The 15170-nt window shown below is 43.0% G+C and carries 12 protein-coding genes, 2 tRNA genes and 1 pseudogene; 11 read left to right on the forward strand and 4 right to left on the reverse strand.

Features of this window, described 5'->3' with window-relative positions; translation table 11 throughout:
* Window positions 1-579 precede the first annotated feature (579 nt).
* The 7 genes from QZU58_RS06515 (at window position 580) to QZU58_RS06545 (ending at window position 8523) form a co-directional block, all read left to right on the forward strand.
* Window positions 580-1206 (forward strand): NUDIX domain-containing protein, encoded by a 627-nt coding sequence (locus QZU58_RS06515; RefSeq protein WP_294495764.1) that lies wholly within the window; start codon window positions 580-582, stop codon window positions 1204-1206.
* A 435-nt stretch (window positions 1207-1641) separates the two neighbouring features.
* The gene (gene cpdA, locus QZU58_RS06520; RefSeq protein WP_294495765.1) at window positions 1642-2478 is read left to right on the forward strand and encodes a 3',5'-cyclic-AMP phosphodiesterase; all 837 of its coding nucleotides are present in this window, start codon (window positions 1642-1644) and stop codon (window positions 2476-2478) included.
* Between the two features lies 1 nt (window position 2479).
* Window positions 2480-3067 carry a YqiA/YcfP family alpha/beta fold hydrolase gene (locus tag QZU58_RS06525; protein ID WP_294495766.1) on the forward strand — a complete coding sequence of 196 codons (588 nt, stop codon included), beginning with the start codon at window positions 2480-2482 and terminating at the stop codon, window positions 3065-3067.
* Between the two features lie 241 nt (window positions 3068-3308).
* The gene (gene parE, locus QZU58_RS06530; protein ID WP_294460203.1) at window positions 3309-5225 is read left to right on the forward strand and encodes a DNA topoisomerase IV subunit B; all 1917 of its coding nucleotides are present in this window, start codon (window positions 3309-3311) and stop codon (window positions 5223-5225) included.
* Between the two features lie 134 nt (window positions 5226-5359).
* Window positions 5360-6268, forward strand: a complete 909-nt coding sequence (locus QZU58_RS06535) for a tyrosine-type recombinase/integrase (protein ID WP_294495767.1) — start codon at window positions 5360-5362, stop codon at window positions 6266-6268.
* Window positions 6269-6544: 276 nt separating this feature from the next.
* A complete protein-coding gene (locus QZU58_RS06540; protein WP_294495768.1) occupies window positions 6545-7855 on the forward strand; it encodes a TolC family outer membrane protein in 1311 nt (436 codons plus the stop codon).
* A gap of 233 nt (window positions 7856-8088) precedes the next feature.
* The gene (locus QZU58_RS06545) at window positions 8089-8523 is read left to right on the forward strand and encodes a hypothetical protein (RefSeq protein WP_294495769.1); all 435 of its coding nucleotides are present in this window, start codon (window positions 8089-8091) and stop codon (window positions 8521-8523) included.
* 94 nt (window positions 8524-8617) lie between these two features.
* Here QZU58_RS06545 and rfaE2 read toward each other — a convergent pair.
* Window positions 8618-9049: pseudogene (rfaE2, locus tag QZU58_RS06550) on the reverse strand (D-glycero-beta-D-manno-heptose 1-phosphate adenylyltransferase); the annotation flags it as partial.
* A 241-nt stretch (window positions 9050-9290) separates the two neighbouring features.
* A tRNA-Gly gene (locus tag QZU58_RS06555) sits at window positions 9291-9364 on the reverse strand.
* A 335-nt stretch (window positions 9365-9699) separates the two neighbouring features.
* On the opposite strand from QZU58_RS06555, the gene QZU58_RS06560 reads away from it, so the two are divergent.
* The 3 genes from QZU58_RS06560 to tsaA all read left to right on the forward strand — a co-directional run bounded on the left by QZU58_RS06560 (window position 9700) and on the right by tsaA (window position 10931).
* A tRNA-Ala gene (locus QZU58_RS06560) sits at window positions 9700-9775 on the forward strand.
* Window positions 9776-9901: 126 nt separating this feature from the next.
* Entirely contained in the window at window positions 9902-10222 is a 321-nt protein-coding gene (rcsF, locus tag QZU58_RS06565; protein WP_294495770.1) for an Rcs stress response system protein RcsF, read from the forward strand.
* On the forward strand, window positions 10209-10931 hold the full coding sequence (gene tsaA / locus QZU58_RS06570; protein ID WP_294495771.1) for a tRNA (N6-threonylcarbamoyladenosine(37)-N6)-methyltransferase TrmO: 723 nt from the start codon (window positions 10209-10211) through the stop codon (window positions 10929-10931). Before rcsF ends, tsaA begins: the two co-directional genes overlap by 14 nt.
* Window positions 10932-10996: 65 nt before the next feature.
* Here the strand turns inward: tsaA and yfbV are convergent, their stop codons facing one another.
* The gene (gene yfbV / locus QZU58_RS06575; RefSeq protein ID WP_294495772.1) at window positions 10997-11470 is read right to left on the reverse strand and encodes a terminus macrodomain insulation protein YfbV; all 474 of its coding nucleotides are present in this window, start codon (window positions 11468-11470) and stop codon (window positions 10997-10999) included.
* A gap of 402 nt (window positions 11471-11872) precedes the next feature.
* Between yfbV and pta the strand changes: the two genes are divergently transcribed.
* Window positions 11873-13993, forward strand: coding sequence for a phosphate acetyltransferase (gene pta, locus QZU58_RS06580; protein ID WP_294462805.1), 2121 nt, complete (start codon window positions 11873-11875; stop codon window positions 13991-13993).
* Window positions 13994-14088: 95 nt separating this feature from the next.
* On the opposite strand, the gene QZU58_RS06585 is transcribed toward pta, so the two are convergent.
* Window positions 14089-15066, reverse strand: coding sequence for a DUF1731 domain-containing protein (locus QZU58_RS06585; RefSeq protein ID WP_294495773.1), 978 nt, complete (start codon window positions 15064-15066; stop codon window positions 14089-14091).
* Between the last annotated feature and the right edge of the window lie 104 nt (window positions 15067-15170).

The following is a 15170-nucleotide window of genomic DNA, read 5'->3' on the forward strand; positions in this document are numbered from 1 at the left end:
TGTCATAAAAATCAATACATGTTTTTAAAAAACACCTAAACCGCATGGATTAAGGTTGCGCTATGTTTTTCCACTCAAAATCATGTGGGAAAGTTGAGAAAATATGTAGTAAGCTGAAGTTTCATGATTATAGTTAAATTTTCACTCCGTTTATGCGGATCCTGTATTTGTCAGAGGTCTGATTGAATGAAAGTCACAGCACATCTGTCAAATGAGGTATGTGTTTAACACTTCGTGTTGATGATTCGCCGAAGAATCCAGATCTGTTCAGTGAATAGTCAAAATATGAATAATTGCCTATAAGGCATAAATCAGACTTTGCATGAGTCGTATAAAGTATATAGAATGTAATAAATATTTGATAAAAATGTTAAATAGATTAAATTTTAAACGTTTTATACATGCTGATACATGGTGGAAAAACTGCTTCTTTCAGTAAATCACGGACTTTTTGTTATAAAAACAGTTTCTTTCACAATTTTTTCGTTTGGTTGTATGTAAAATCAGCACATCGAATAATTCGTAATATGGTATAAAGCCGTTTATTCGGTATTTGTTTTGTTATTAAAGGTTAAATTGATGCGGCGGCAACATTTGAAATATACGTTACACGGAACGAAATCACTGTATAAGGGTTTTTTTGGTATGGACCTTTATACAGTCAGCTATGAGGCCTTTGATGGCACGATCGTCGGTCCCATGTCCCGTGAAATTTTTGAAAGAGGTGATGCCGCTGCATTGGTTCCTTATGATCCTGTAAGGGATGAGGTTATACTTATCGAACAGTTTCGTTCCGGAGCAATAAGAAAAGATCAGAATCCCTGGCTGCTGGAAGTTGTGGCCGGAATTGTTGACGAGAAGGATGGAAACAATACTCTGAAAACCGTACTGAGGGAAGTAAGGGAAGAGGCCGGAGTGGAGTGTACCGATGCAGTGTTTGCAACCAGGTTTTTTACCACGCCTGGCGGTTCTACCGAAAGTATAGATCTGTACATCGGCAAGGTTGATGCCTCAAAGGCCGGCGGTGTGCACGGACTTGCGTCGGAACATGAGAATATCAGGGTTTTTGCAGTGCCTTTCCCTGAGATTATGAAGATGCTTGATAACGGAGATTTTTGCAATGCGATAGTCATTGTCGGGATTCAGTATCTTGCTCTTCATAAAGACGAAATAAGGCGGAAATTCTTATCGGAAAAGAAAATTTGATAAGTGTGTGATTGTTCAAAAATTATAAAATCAAAAATACATTTTTGATTTATTTGATTGATTTTTGCGATTTTTATTATAAATATATATAAAATTATTTTTGACCGCTCAAAAGAATTAGGTCACTAATTTGTCATTTGCAGTACGTCGATAGCTGAACAACTGATTATGGCTTTGGAATTCCGGAATGCCATTTTTCGAAACCGTTCGGAAATGAGTTTTGGTACCGGCATGAATCTGAAGTTGGAATGTTTTTGCGGGGAACATACGTTTACGGAAAAGGTGATATCGGACGGCGGCTCTCGGTTACGAGTCCGGGATGTTGAAATTTCTGCCGTTACGGAAAACTTTGAGACTTCCGTTAATGCGTTGGTCTGAATGGTTAGTCGGTTTTTATCCGAGACTTCAGACAAGCAAAATAGGATTTGATTATCAGTGCAAGATTTTGATAAAGAATATGTAAAGCCGACTAGAGCTGACGGAGCATTCAGTATTCTTCAGCTTACTGATACGCATTTATTCGCAGATCAGAATACAGGTTTTCTAGGTGTTAATACGGCCCAGAGTCTTCAGGCCGTAATTGATGCCGTGCTCAGACAAAACAGAAAATTTGACCTAATCATTACCACCGGAGACATCGCTCAGGATTATTCTGAGCAGTCCTATGTGAATTTTGCCAAAATGATGCATGCATCATTCAGTCAGCCTGTTTTCTGGTTGCCGGGAAATCATGATGACGGCCCAAAGATGGCCCGTGTCTTTCCAACTGTTGGGATTAGTGCTGCCAAAAACGTGATCGTGGGCAGATGGCAGTTTGTCCTGCTTAATACTCAGGTATACAATGCACCTTTCGGCTGGATTACCCCGGAAGAGCTTAATTATCTGAGACTGTGTCTTGATAATCATCCTGAGCTTCATACCGTTGTGTGCCTTCATCATAATGCATACAGGGTGAACAGCGCCTGGCTTGATCAGCATGAGCTTAGGAATAAGGAAGAGCTTCTGTCGTTAATCAGCGGTTATCCTCAGGTGAAACTGGTTTTATGCGGGCATGTTCATCAGGAGACCGATTTTGTCAAAGATGGCGTAAGATTTATTTCATCACCGTCAACAAGTATTCAGTTCGAACCTTTGAGTTTTAATTTTGGTTTGGACAGCAAGGGGCCGGGGTGGCGTTATCTGACATTTACTCCAGACGGCGGAATTTCAACGGATGTGTACAGGCTTCCGTTCGAAATGTTCAGACCAGATTTTGCAATAGGCGGATATTAAAATGAATGACACCGTAGTTTTATATGTACATGGCTTTAAATCCTCCGCCAGAGCTGCAAAGGCTACCATGACAAGGGATTACATCAGAGATTATGAGGTCGATTTGTCATTTGATGCCATGGATCTTGCGAATACTCCTGCCGAAGCCTTCAGCGATATGTGCGGTCTGGTGGAGAAGTATCTCAACAAGGGGGTAAGGGTCTGTCTCATCGGCAGTTCGATGGGCGGTTTCCTGTCAATGTATCTGTCCGCAAAGTATAATCTGAAGGCCGTACTGATTAATCCGTGCGTATATCCGTGGAATTATCTTGAAACAGTTAAGGGTAGACAGATTAACGTATATACTGGTGACGAATTTGAGGTTAATGATCAGCATGTTGCCGATGCAAGAAAAATAGCGGAATCCTATGAAATTAATCCGCAAAATCTGGCTGTATATCTCCAGAGAGGGGATGAGGTTCTTGATTACGTTGATGCCAGTGTTTTGCTGGGAAGGTCCGCACTTGTGCACATTGAGGATGGCGGATGTCACCAGTTTGATCACTATGAATTCTGTCTTCCTGAAATCATCAGATTCTTAAGAAGCTGATTCTCTGAAAAAGACGTCGGTAATTATTTAACGGCGTTTTTCTTTCAAATAATCCTGTATGTTATAATGACTTCAGGTACGACCGGGCTTTCGATTAATGCTTTTCAGCGGTCGTGTTCCAGTAAAATTATATTTAATGCCACGCTGCATGCGCAGCCTGCTGACTGATTCAGTATAAAGGCGTTCGTTAGGCATAAACAGCAGAATTATCGGTAAACCATTTTTATTTCAGGTGATAGTGATGTCCACAGATATTTTAGATGAATATAACGGCGATTCGATTGAGGTGCTTGAAGGTCTGGATCCGGTTCGCAGACGTCCGGGAATGTATACGGACACCTCCTCTCCAAATCACCTGGGCATGGAGGTTATTGATAACAGCGTGGACGAGGCTCTTGCCGGTTATGCTACCAAAATTGACGTGGTTCTGTATCAGGATCAGTCTCTTGAGGTTGCCGATAACGGTCGAGGCATGCCTGTTGACATTCATTCTCAGGAAAAGGTTCCTGCCGTAGAGCTGATATTCGGAAAGCTTCATGCCGGCGGTAAGTTCTCAAATCGTAATTACTCGTTTTCCGGCGGCCTTCACGGTGTCGGTGTCAGTGTTGTTAATGCACTCTCCGAAAAACTTGAAGCAGAAATAAGACGCGACGGAAAGGTGTATAAGATAGGCTACGCCGACGGTAACAAGGTTGAGGATCTGCATGTAATCGGTGAAGTGGGAAAACGAAACACAGGAACCAAAATCCGTTTCAAGCCGAATGCTTCCTATTTCGAAAGAAGCAATTTCAGGGTAAGTTCAATGATAGCCCTGCTTAAGGCTAAGGCTGTTTTGTGTCCCGGACTCACAATAACCTTCTTCAATGAGATCACAAATGAAAAATACTGCTGGTGTTTTAAGGGAGATTTGAAGGAATATCTGGTTACGGCACTGGGTGAATGTGCCTACGTTCCTTCCCCGGAACCATTTGCCGGGCACATGCAGCTGGAAGATTCCATTGTTGACTGGGCCTTTGTGTGGATGAGTGAATCATCCGGAACCGTTGCCGAGTCATATGTTAACTTAATTCCGACACCGCTTGGAGGAACTCATGTTAACGGCCTGAGACAGGCTGTTAACAGTGCGCTAAAGGAATTCTGCGACATACATAACATGCTGCCTAAGAATGTTACCCTTACAATCGATGATACATGGGACAACATTTCATTTGTACTGTCGGTAAAGATTCCTGAGCCTCAGTTTGCAGGCCAGACAAAAGAAAAACTTTCAAACAGGGAATGTGCCTCATTGGTTGTAAATGCTGTTAAGGACAGCTTTACCCTGTGGCTTAATGCCAATATAGAAGCGGCAAATGCCATTGCTGAGATCTGTATTGCCAGAGCTTCAGCCAGAACCAAGACATCCAAGACCGTTAACAGGAAGAAGGTTGTCGGAGGACCGACTCTTCCCGGTAAGCTTAAGGACTGTACCAGTACGGATCCTTCAAGAGGGGAGCTGTTCCTGGTGGAGGGGGATTCCGCAGGTGGCTCAGCAAACAGTGCTAGGGACAGGGAATATCAGGCGGTTCTTCCGCTTCGCGGCAAGATTCTCAATACATGGGATGTGGAAACGGCAAGAATATTCGAATCAGATACGATACAGGACATATCGGTAGCTATTGGTCTGGATCCTTCTTCCGATGATTTAAGCGGATTAAGATATGACAAAATCTGCATTCTGGCAGATGCCGATTCGGACGGTCTGCATATAGGTACTCTCATTTGTGCTCTGTTTGCAAGACATTTTCCAAAGGTTATAGAGGAGGGACATTTGTATGTGGCAATGCCTCCTTTATTCAGAGTGGTACAGGGGACTGAGAGTTATTACGTGCTTGATGAGGAGGAAAAGGAGAGCCTTATCAAGAAGTTAAGTGTAAAACGCAAGGGTAATATAGAGGTTACCCGATTCAAAGGGTTGGGTGAAATGAATCCGGCTCAGCTGAAGGAAACTACAATGGCCCCGGCGACAAGACGTCTCGTAAGGCTCACTCTTGATGAAACAAATGAAAAGAACGTATTCAGTATCATGGATATGCTGCTTTCAAAGAAGAATAAGAGAGAGGCAGACAGAAGGGAATGGCTGGCAACAAAAGGCTATCTTGCCGATGTTGAAGATTAATTCATTTTTGTGAGTCCGCTCAGTCATATTTATGTCGGCGGATATATACTTTTGAGTACGTACGCAGAATTCCTGCGTAGGTGCAGAGGTCTATAGCCTGCAGGTATGTGCGTAAATTGAGTCCCGGGGGGTTTATGACGGTTGATAAGATTCTGGATAATTACGGATCGTATGTCAGAGGTGAACTCGGTCTGTCAGATGCTACCGTGAATACCTATGTGTACCAGCTTAAGACGTTTATGCATTTTCTTTCCGGCAGAAATGTGACTTTTACCGATTTTACCGTTGACGATTTCGAGGCCTTTTTGGCCTATGTCGTTGATGAACTGAGACATAAGGAAACCACAACTGTAATATCCATCAATGCCGTACGTTCTTTTATGAAGTTTCTGAGGGTTGAAGGTCTGAGGATGGATAATCCGCTGGAGAATGTGTCAACTCCTAAACTCGGACAGAGAATTCCCAAGGTAATATCTCATCAGGAAGTAATGAAGATGCTCCATGAACTTGGGGAGGAGACGCTGGACGAACTCAGGGATAAATGCATTCTGCTGTTTATTTACGGTTCCGGTCTTCGTTCCAGCGAAGTAATGAATCTGTCGTACGACATGATAAATTATGAAAGTCAGTTTCTTAAAATCAAAGGGAAAGGCAGTAAGGAACGTCAGGTGCCTGTGTCCGATGAACAGATTCGGGTTCTGAATCTTTATACTTCGAAACTTCGGGAGCTGATGGCGGAAAAACAGATTCCAGAATACCGGGGAACTCAAGTTTTTATTAATCCTAAAACAGGTCGGGTTTTTACTCGACAGTACCTTTTTCTGCATATCAAGAAACTCGTCAGAAAGGTCGGAATAGTGAGAAACGTTTCGGCGCATACATTAAGACATGCATTTGCAACCGAGCTTCTTGATAATGGTGCGGATTTAAAATCCATTCAGGAGCTTCTGGGGCATTCTTCAATGACGACTACCGAGATATATACTCATGTAGCCAAGAGCAGAATGCACAAGATCTACGAGAAAACCCACCCCCGTTCCTAAAATCATCTTCGAAGCATACCGCAACGTCCGGGCGTGTCAACAGGCGATTGGATGATATTCGGTTTGCAGAGAGAATTGATTATATACAAACCGACGTGAATGTATGTATAATGTACCGTGCATCGTCGGCCGGTAATATTAGTTATCCCCGGCGTAATAATCAAAAATATGAAATTGCCGACGGATATGCGGAAATTGATACTATAAAAACATGTTTCATTTCAGCGTTTCTAGTATAATGGCAGAGGATTGATTACAGATTTTTGGGGGAAAGTCATGCGCTTATCATTAGTGTGGTCAGCAGTATTAGCTTCAGTATTATCAGGTGCCGCATGTGCGGATGATCTCATGGACGTATACGGTGTGGCTCTTGTTAAGGATCCTGTTGTTCTTCAGATTAAGGCTCAGAGGGATGCGGTACGTGAGGCTATCAATGAGGTTGATGCGGCAATGCTGCCTCAGATTAACCTGTCAGGTGATGCACATTATCAGAAGACAAACAGGAATGACACCGGTACAGCTTTTGTTGCCGGAGGTAATGTTTCATTACAGCAGGCAATCTGGAGACATTCAAATCACATTAACAGTTCCATTGCGCAGAAACAGGCTACCGTAATGGATCTGACATATAACGACAGCCTTCAGGGACTCATCCTCAGAACAGCACAGGCTTATTTCGGCGTGCTTGAGGCTCAGGATATGCTGGAATTTAAAAAGGCCGACATGGATGCGCTTAAGCGTCATTACGATGAATCAAATCAGAAATATTCCGTCGGGTTAATTGCTAATACGGATGTCCAGGAGGCTAAGGCTGCTTATGACCTCGCTTCAGCTCAGGTGATTATTGCCGAAAACAATCTGTCCAACAAATATGAGAACCTGCGTCAGCTTACCGGTATGGAGCACAGAAATCTTTCCAAACTGGATGTTTCAAGATTTTCTACTCCCGGGGTTAACGGAAGCTCTTCATCATGGCTGAAAACTGCAGAGGAGAACAATATTAATCTTCAGGCAAAGATGCTCGAGAAGGAAATTGCAAAGGATCAGATAAGTCTTGCTCAGACCGGTCATGAGCCGACTCTTGATCTTTACGGTCAGTTGGGAACTGAGTATACCGATTACAAGAAGAATACCATTGGTAAGGAAGATGGTACTGTCAACAGCGGTGTAGTCGGGTTGAGTTTTAACATGCCTTTATACAGCGGCGGGGCTGTATCCAGCAGGGTTGAGCAGGCTAAACTTAATTATGTTGCCGCCGGTGAGAGCCTTGAAAACGCACATCGTTCAGTACAGACATCACTGTACAACCAGTACAATAACATAAATGCCGCCATCGGAACCGTCAGAGCTTATGCTCAGACCGTTGTTTCGGCTCAGAGTGCTCTTGATGCCACTGAAGCAGGGTATGACGTGGGTACAAGAACCATTGTGGATGTTCTGGATGCCACCGAAAATCTTTACAACGCCAAGAGTAATCTTGCTAGTGCCAGATATACTTACATTCTTAGCTGGCTGAATCTGAGATATACTTCAGGCCTTCTTTCAGAGGATGATCTAAAGGCAGTTAATTCAGGCCTGATTAGATAGGTGTGTACAAAAAAGAAGCAAAACTATATTTAGATAGCAAAATCTTTTTCTGTTTGCACTTTAATTCAGTACATCTCAATAAAATAATGTTATATTATCTAAAGATAATTGGCATTATGTATGGAGATGTACGTGGCGTGCATCGATAGGGCTTCCGAAATACCTAACTGTTTTATTGTTTCAGGAAGAACATTATGATAGTGTAAAGAGATTATCGGGGGAGGATTTTTGAAATGGGGCTTTTTGATAAGATTTTAGGCAAGGACGGGGATTCCTCATCATCTGCCGGCCTTGGTAAGGTAACCGAGGAAGATCATAGAAATGCGTTAATAAAGGAACGTCCGGATTTGTGCAAGAAACTGTCTGACCTGCCTGCTGATGAAGTTGTAAAGCGTGACGGAAAGATAGACATCACTTTCAAGGGATGGCAAATCTGTAATGTGGAAGAGCGACATAACAAGGATGACCGTCGTCTCGGTTATCTGAAACTGTTTAAAACCAGAAATGACAAGTTTGTATGTCAGCGTATGACTCTTATAGATAACGAAGAAAAGCAGTATATTGCCGCCACCGTTGAAGATTTTCCTGCCATCAGAAACTTTTTCGGTGAAGATTCACTGGCTCAGGCTCTGTACGTTATGCTTGACAGGGTTTCCAAGGATTGGTAATCCGGTTTAATCCATACGGATAACAAATAGAAGAAAACGGCATTTGTTTATACAAATGCCGTTTTCTTCTTTATATCGGTTCTGTTTGGCGTTATCAGCCGAGAGATTTGATTTTCTTTATGACGTTGGTGGTTGAGCAGCCATTCTTGAAGCACAGAATCTTAACGTCACCGCCGTTTGCCTTTACCTCATGATATCCTGCGATGTCTTCGGGTTTATAATCGCCTCCCTTAACCAGAATGTCAGGAAGAACTTTGGCTATGAGTTCTCTTGGTGTGTCTTCATCAAAAGGTACAACCCAGTCAACGGAATGAAGTGCGGCAAGTATTGTCATTCTTTCTTCCGTATTGTTGATTGGTCTGGTAGGTCCTTTAAGTCTTGATACGGATGCATCGGTGTTTACAGCAACTATCAGAATGTCACCAAGTTCTCTGGCTTCCTTCAGATAGGTAACGTGTCCGGAGTGAAGAATGTCGAAACACCCGTTAGTCATGATGACCTTTAAGCCGTGTTCTTTGGCTTTTTTTCTTAAGGAAAGGAGTTCTTCCACGGTAAGAATCTCATGATCTCTTTCTATTAAGTTCTTGTTCATGTGTATATACCTGAGATAATTGCGTTTCAAATTGTAGTCATGGATTAAGAAACATCGAAAATGTTTTTAACTCCGGTAACCATGTGTAAATTATCATAAAATAAATTATTTTTACACTGCAAGTCGGAATAATGTTGATGTATGGAGGGAAAAGTGAAATGTGTGTATGTTATTTTGGAGCGGGCGACGGGAATCGAACCCGCGTGTAAAGCTTGGGAAGCTTTCATTCTGCCATTGAATTACGCCCGCAGAAGATACAGCTAATTTTAATTATTTTTATTTTAAAATGCAAACTATTATTTGGAGCAAAGTACGCTCTGAGTTGTTTTGCGTAAAAAACATACATACGGAATTCTGAATATACAAATTTCCGATACGGCACATGATTATTTAAGGTGGCGTCGGAATGTTTTTTATTGTATTTTGATAGTTTTCTTTAGCTTAAAATAATAGCTCCGTGTTCTTTTTGAACATGTTTATGTCAAGTTATGGATAAATTGATTATAAATAATACAATTTTAATTTTTTTTAGAAAAAAGGTTTGACAGAATATGAGGTGGTCTATAAAATAACACCTGTTCTTAGGGGTTATAGCTCAGTTGGGAGAGCGCTTGCATGGCATGCAAGAGGTCCGCGGTTCGATCCCGCGTAGCTCCACCAAAACCTTTGTGGTTTTCCAAAACATTCATTCAATTACTTCATTTCGTTCCAATGTTAAAAAGACTTTTATCTGTAGTTTCTTTTGTTATTCTTTCCGGTTGTTCGTCTTTTTCGTTTGAGTCCAATTTGGATCCTGATAATGTAATATCCTATTTCGAGCTGTCAAAGGTGAAGATATATACCAATAGTGAGCTCAGGGAGCTAAATTATGAGGATATAGGAACTGTTGAAGGCATTTCCTGCAAGATGAAGGAAAATGAGCCGGAACCGACAGAAAAGGAAGCTAAGGCAGATGCAAGAGCTCTTGCTCTCAGTAAAAAAGGTAACGGTCTGGTTTACAGCACCTGTATCACGCTTGACGATACGCCAGCCTGTCTGCGTAGCGTCTCCTGCTATGCCAGGGTTATTTACGTGAAAGAGGATGAAGAGGCTCATGAGCAGCAGTAATTCAAAAGAGATTGCTGTTAAGGCCATTGGTTACATTGAAACTCCTTTCGATGAAAAGTTTGCCGTACCGAGACAGAGTTCCTTAATCAGTCATGGTCATTTTGAAATACATTTCTATCCTCCCTATGACAGAGAAGAGGCTTTTGCAGGTATAGACGGTTTTTCACATCTGTGGATAAGTTTTCTGTTTGACAGAAACTCCGATGATGAGGAATTCAGGCCTATGGTTCGTCCTCCGAGACTTGGCGGAAATGAGTACAAAGGCGTTTTTGCCACCAGATCTCCGTTCAGACCGAACCGACTTGGACTTTCAGTGGTTCGGTTAAAAAAGGTAAACAACGTAAGCGGTCATGTGTCTCTCGTTGTGGAAGGGGCAGATATGGTGAACGGAACACCGATTGTGGATATTAAACCTTATATCTGTTTCGTTGATTCCGTTCCTGATGCTGTCAGCGGTTTTGCTCCTGAAGCACCGAAAATGCAGGAGGTGCGTTTTACGGATCTGGCTCTGAGGCAGATTGAAGAGACCGGGATAGCAGAGTTCGGAAATCTTATTCAGGAAGTTCTTGCTCAGGATCCCCGTCCGGCCTACAGAGCCGCTCATTCTGATGATCGTATATATGGTGTAGGTCTTTGTGGTCATGATGTAAAATGGTGTGTGAAAGACGGGACATTCATTGTTCTCCGTCTTGAAAAAAAGAATGATTAAGAGGGTATGTTTTCTGCTTACGGCAGTTTAGAGGATTTTCGCGACAGCCTGAAATATTATGTCCGCTACATTTCATCCGTTATTCTTTTAAAGAGTTCCCGATCCCGGGAGGCTTTTTTCAGAACCCCGGCCAGACTTAAACCGTTAGGAGCAAGCTCAGCCGTTATGTTTAGTTTTGCGCAAATGTTCTGATACCAGGACAGGGATTTGCCTGACAGCAACCGTTCAGCTCTTTTGCCCAGCCACCAGTATCCTGACAACGGAATCAGCACGCAGTTTGCGGCTGTTACGACGGTACCGATCCAGGGAATGTATCTGAAGCTTTCGGGCAGAATGGATCCGCTGCAGTAAGACCATATCAGTGTCAGGGCCAGAACAGGTGGAAGAATGTCAGCTGATTTACGCAGAATGCGTATTACACGGCCTTCTCTGAACACATTGTCAAGTATCGGCTGATCAGGCCAGAGCCCTGCATACATGATACCTGAATGCCAGACGTGAAAAATTCCCATAATTACCTCAAATCCGATGGTTGTCATTGCGTAAGCCCGCGGAGATGTCCGCCATCCGACTAACCTGTAAGGAGAGTGATGATTTTTCACATAATTTTACAGTCATTATCCGTAAAGGTGAACTGGTGATTTATGAGGTATAAGGAATGATGCATTCAGTTCAAAAATGTATTTGCTTATTTGAATACGGACACAAAGTGATTTTTGTTTAAAAATGACCATTCATTTATATTGTAGTTTGCGAGATTGGTATTCAGAGAGTAAAATAACACATATTATTTTTTATCACTGATTGGTATCAGATCTTTGATAAATGACAGTACTTCCACCGGTAAAGCTTGGTGGAATGACAGCTCGGATAACCGTTAACCAAAACGGTTTGTTTTTTTACTGAAAAAATCTACTACAAGTAGAAAGGGGATTCCTCAAGTGGCGCATACTATAATGCTTATACCCATTGGAACCGGCGTGGGTGTAACTTCAATCAGTTTAGGTCTTGTAAGAGCATTTGCAAGAGAAGGTGTTAAGGTCAGTTTCTTCAAGCCGGTAGCACAGCCAAAGCCTTCCTATATCGGACCGGAAGCAAGTACCGCAGTTATTAAGGCCGGTACAGATCTTGATCTTCCAGAACCAATCGAAGTTTCCCGTATGGAAACTTTACTGAGTTCAGGTGACGATTCAACATTACTTGAGGAAATTATTGCCAACTTTGAAAATCATGCTGCTGCGAGCGGAGCTGACGTAATTATCGTTGAGGGGCTTGTTCCTGTTGAAAAGCATCCGTTTGCGAACAGATTAAACAAGCAGATTGCCAGCGGTATCGATGCTGACATCGTGTTCGTAACTCAGCCTGGCAATGGTGGCGCTCAGGAAATCCGTGAAAGACTGGAACTGGCCGTAAATACCTATGCCGAAGGTGCACAGAACAGAGTACTCGGCTGTGTAATCAATAAGGTAGGTGCAAGTGTTGATTCTCACGGTGTTCCTACTCAGCTTGAAGTGGGCAAGCCTTCAGGTGACTTAAGCGACATGAATCTTGACGATATTGCTAAGGTTCTGGCTTCAATTCCTTGGAATCCGTCACTGAATGCAGCACGTGCAAGCGATCTGGCTGCTTATTTACAGTGTCAGGTATTAAATGAAGGTGAACTTGCAACCCGTCGTCTGTCAGAAGTCGTTTTCTGTGCCCGTGACGTTCAGAACATGGTTGACTATATCAAGCCTGGTTCACTGCTCGTAACTTCAGGTGACAGATCAGATATCATTATTTCAATTGCACTTGCCGCAATGAACGGTACCAAGATCGGTGCTCTGCTTCTGACCGGCGGTTACAATCTTGATGAAAGGGTAAAGAAGCTTTGTGAGCAGGCATTTGCTACCGGTCTTCCTATTCTTCAGACTGAAGATCATACCTGGCAGACTGCCATTGACTTACAGCACTTCAATACTGAAATTCCTGCTGATGATGCTGAAAGAATCAATCTTATTGCCGATTATGTTGCAGGATTTATTGACAAGAACTGGCTTGAAACTCAGTCTGAGCAGAATGCTCATGTAAGACTTTTAAGCCCTGCCGCATTCCGTTATAAGCTCACCGAACGTGCAAGAGCAGAAAGAAAGCGTATTGTTCTTCCTGAAGGTAATGAACCTCGTACAGTTAAGGCAGCTGCAATCTGTGCCGCCAGAGGCATTGCAACTCCGGTGCTTCTTGGTAATCCTGAAGAAATTCAGCGCGTTGCCGCTCAGCAGGGTGTTGTTCTCGGTGAAGGCGTAGAAATCATTGATCCGGTTGCTTCCCGTGAAAACTATGTTGAACGTCTTGTTGAACTTCGTAAGAGCAAGGGCTTAACTCCTGAAGCTGCCCGTGAACAGCTTGAAGACAACGTTGTTCTCGGTACCATGATGATTGAAAGAAATGAAGTTGACGGTCTGGTATCAGGTGCTGTGCATACTACCGCAAATACCATCAGACCACCTCTTCAGATTATTAAGACCGCTCCTGGTTCATCACTGGTTTCATCAGTATTCTTCATGCTGCTTCCTGATCAGGTTCTGGTATACGGTGACTGTGCTATCAATCCTGATCCTACAGCTGAACAGCTGGCTGAAATCGCTATCCAGTCTTCCGATACCGCTAAGGCTTTCGGTATTGAACCTCGTGTTGCAATGCTTTCATATTCAACCGGTACCTCAGGTAAGGGTGAAGATGTTGAAAAGGTTCGTACCGCTACCGAAATTGCCAAGACCAAGCGTCCTGATTTGGTAATCGACGGTCCGTTACAGTACGACGCCGCAATCATGGCTGATGTTGCTGCCTCCAAGGCTCCAAACTCACCTGTTGCAGGTAAGGCTACAGTATTCATATTCCCAGACCTGAACACCGGTAATATTGCATATAAGGCAGTACAGCGTTCAGCCAAGCTGGTATCCATCGGACCTATGCTTCAGGGTATGAAGAAGCCTGTAAATGACCTTTCCCGCGGTGCTTTGGTTGACGATATCGTATATACCATTGCAATCACCGCAATTCAGGCTCAGCAGAATAAGTAAGTCGAGCCAGACTGACTATAAATAATTCAAAGGCCCTGCACCTTCCGGTGCGGGGCCTTTGTTATACTGCGAGTTTCTTATGCATAAGTTCAGGATTATGAATTCTGGAGATCTGAAGTGATTTCCATTGTTTCCCTTACGGCCCGGACATAGTCTGCTGCCGTTTTGTATCTGAATGTGAATCCTGATCCGTTGAGTTTTTCCGGAACTGATGGAATGGAATTCAGAACAGCCTGTGCGGCATCCTTCTGAGCGGCTTTTACCAGAAATTTTGGTACTCTGAGTGATTTTGCTGTTTTCATTCCGGTGACGGCTGCCAGTGTCTTAAACAGTTCAAACTGAGCAATCCGTTCATCGGTGCACACATGAACCGGACCTTCTATTCCGTTCTTTCTTATGAGATGCGATATTACTCTGGCTGTGTCAAAAAGAGTAATCCACGGGATGATTTGTTCACCGTTTCCAAGCAGAGGAATATATCCATTCTGAAAAACGGGAAGGAGCCTCATGAGCATTCCACCGGAGAGATCCGTGACGTTTCCGAGTCTCATAATCACTACTCTGGAGTTAAGTTCACTGTGGGCATTGAGTGCAGCCTTTTCCCATTCGTCGCATAATTTGGCAAGCTTGGATTTATTTTGTTCGGGAGGTGTGGTTTCGGTGAACGGGGCAGATGTTTCTGAATATACGGCCATGGAGGACGCAGAAATAAAAACTTGAGGTGTTATGTTTCTTTCTTTCAGATTTTTTACAAGATTATTAGTATAGGTTACCCTTGATTCGTAAAGCTCTTTAAATTTCACGGTGTTAACAAGTCCGGTGCTTATGGGGGCTCCGGCAAGGTTGATAACGGCCGTTACTGATGTGGCTTCATTATCCGTGAGTTCAGAAAGGTCGGAGATGATTTTTATTGGAGCGTGAGAGGCTTCGAGCAGCTTCTGGTAACGGTAAGTGGTATGTATCTTATCTCTTGTCAGGAGAATAAGTCCCACATACTGATGTTCACTTACTATCTTCTGAATGAATCCTCCGGCAATCATTCCAGATGCCCCGGTTATTAAATAATTGTTCATTATGTTCCTCGAATGATGAATTGTAATGTTGCGTTGTTATTCGCGGCTGTCCAGACGGTTCCGGTTAATACAGCTTTTAAAAAATACCGGCAGTTGTTATTATA

Source organism: uncultured Ruminobacter sp. (assembly GCA_902764345.1).
Taxonomy (GTDB): Bacteria; Pseudomonadota; Gammaproteobacteria; order Enterobacterales; family Succinivibrionaceae; genus Ruminobacter.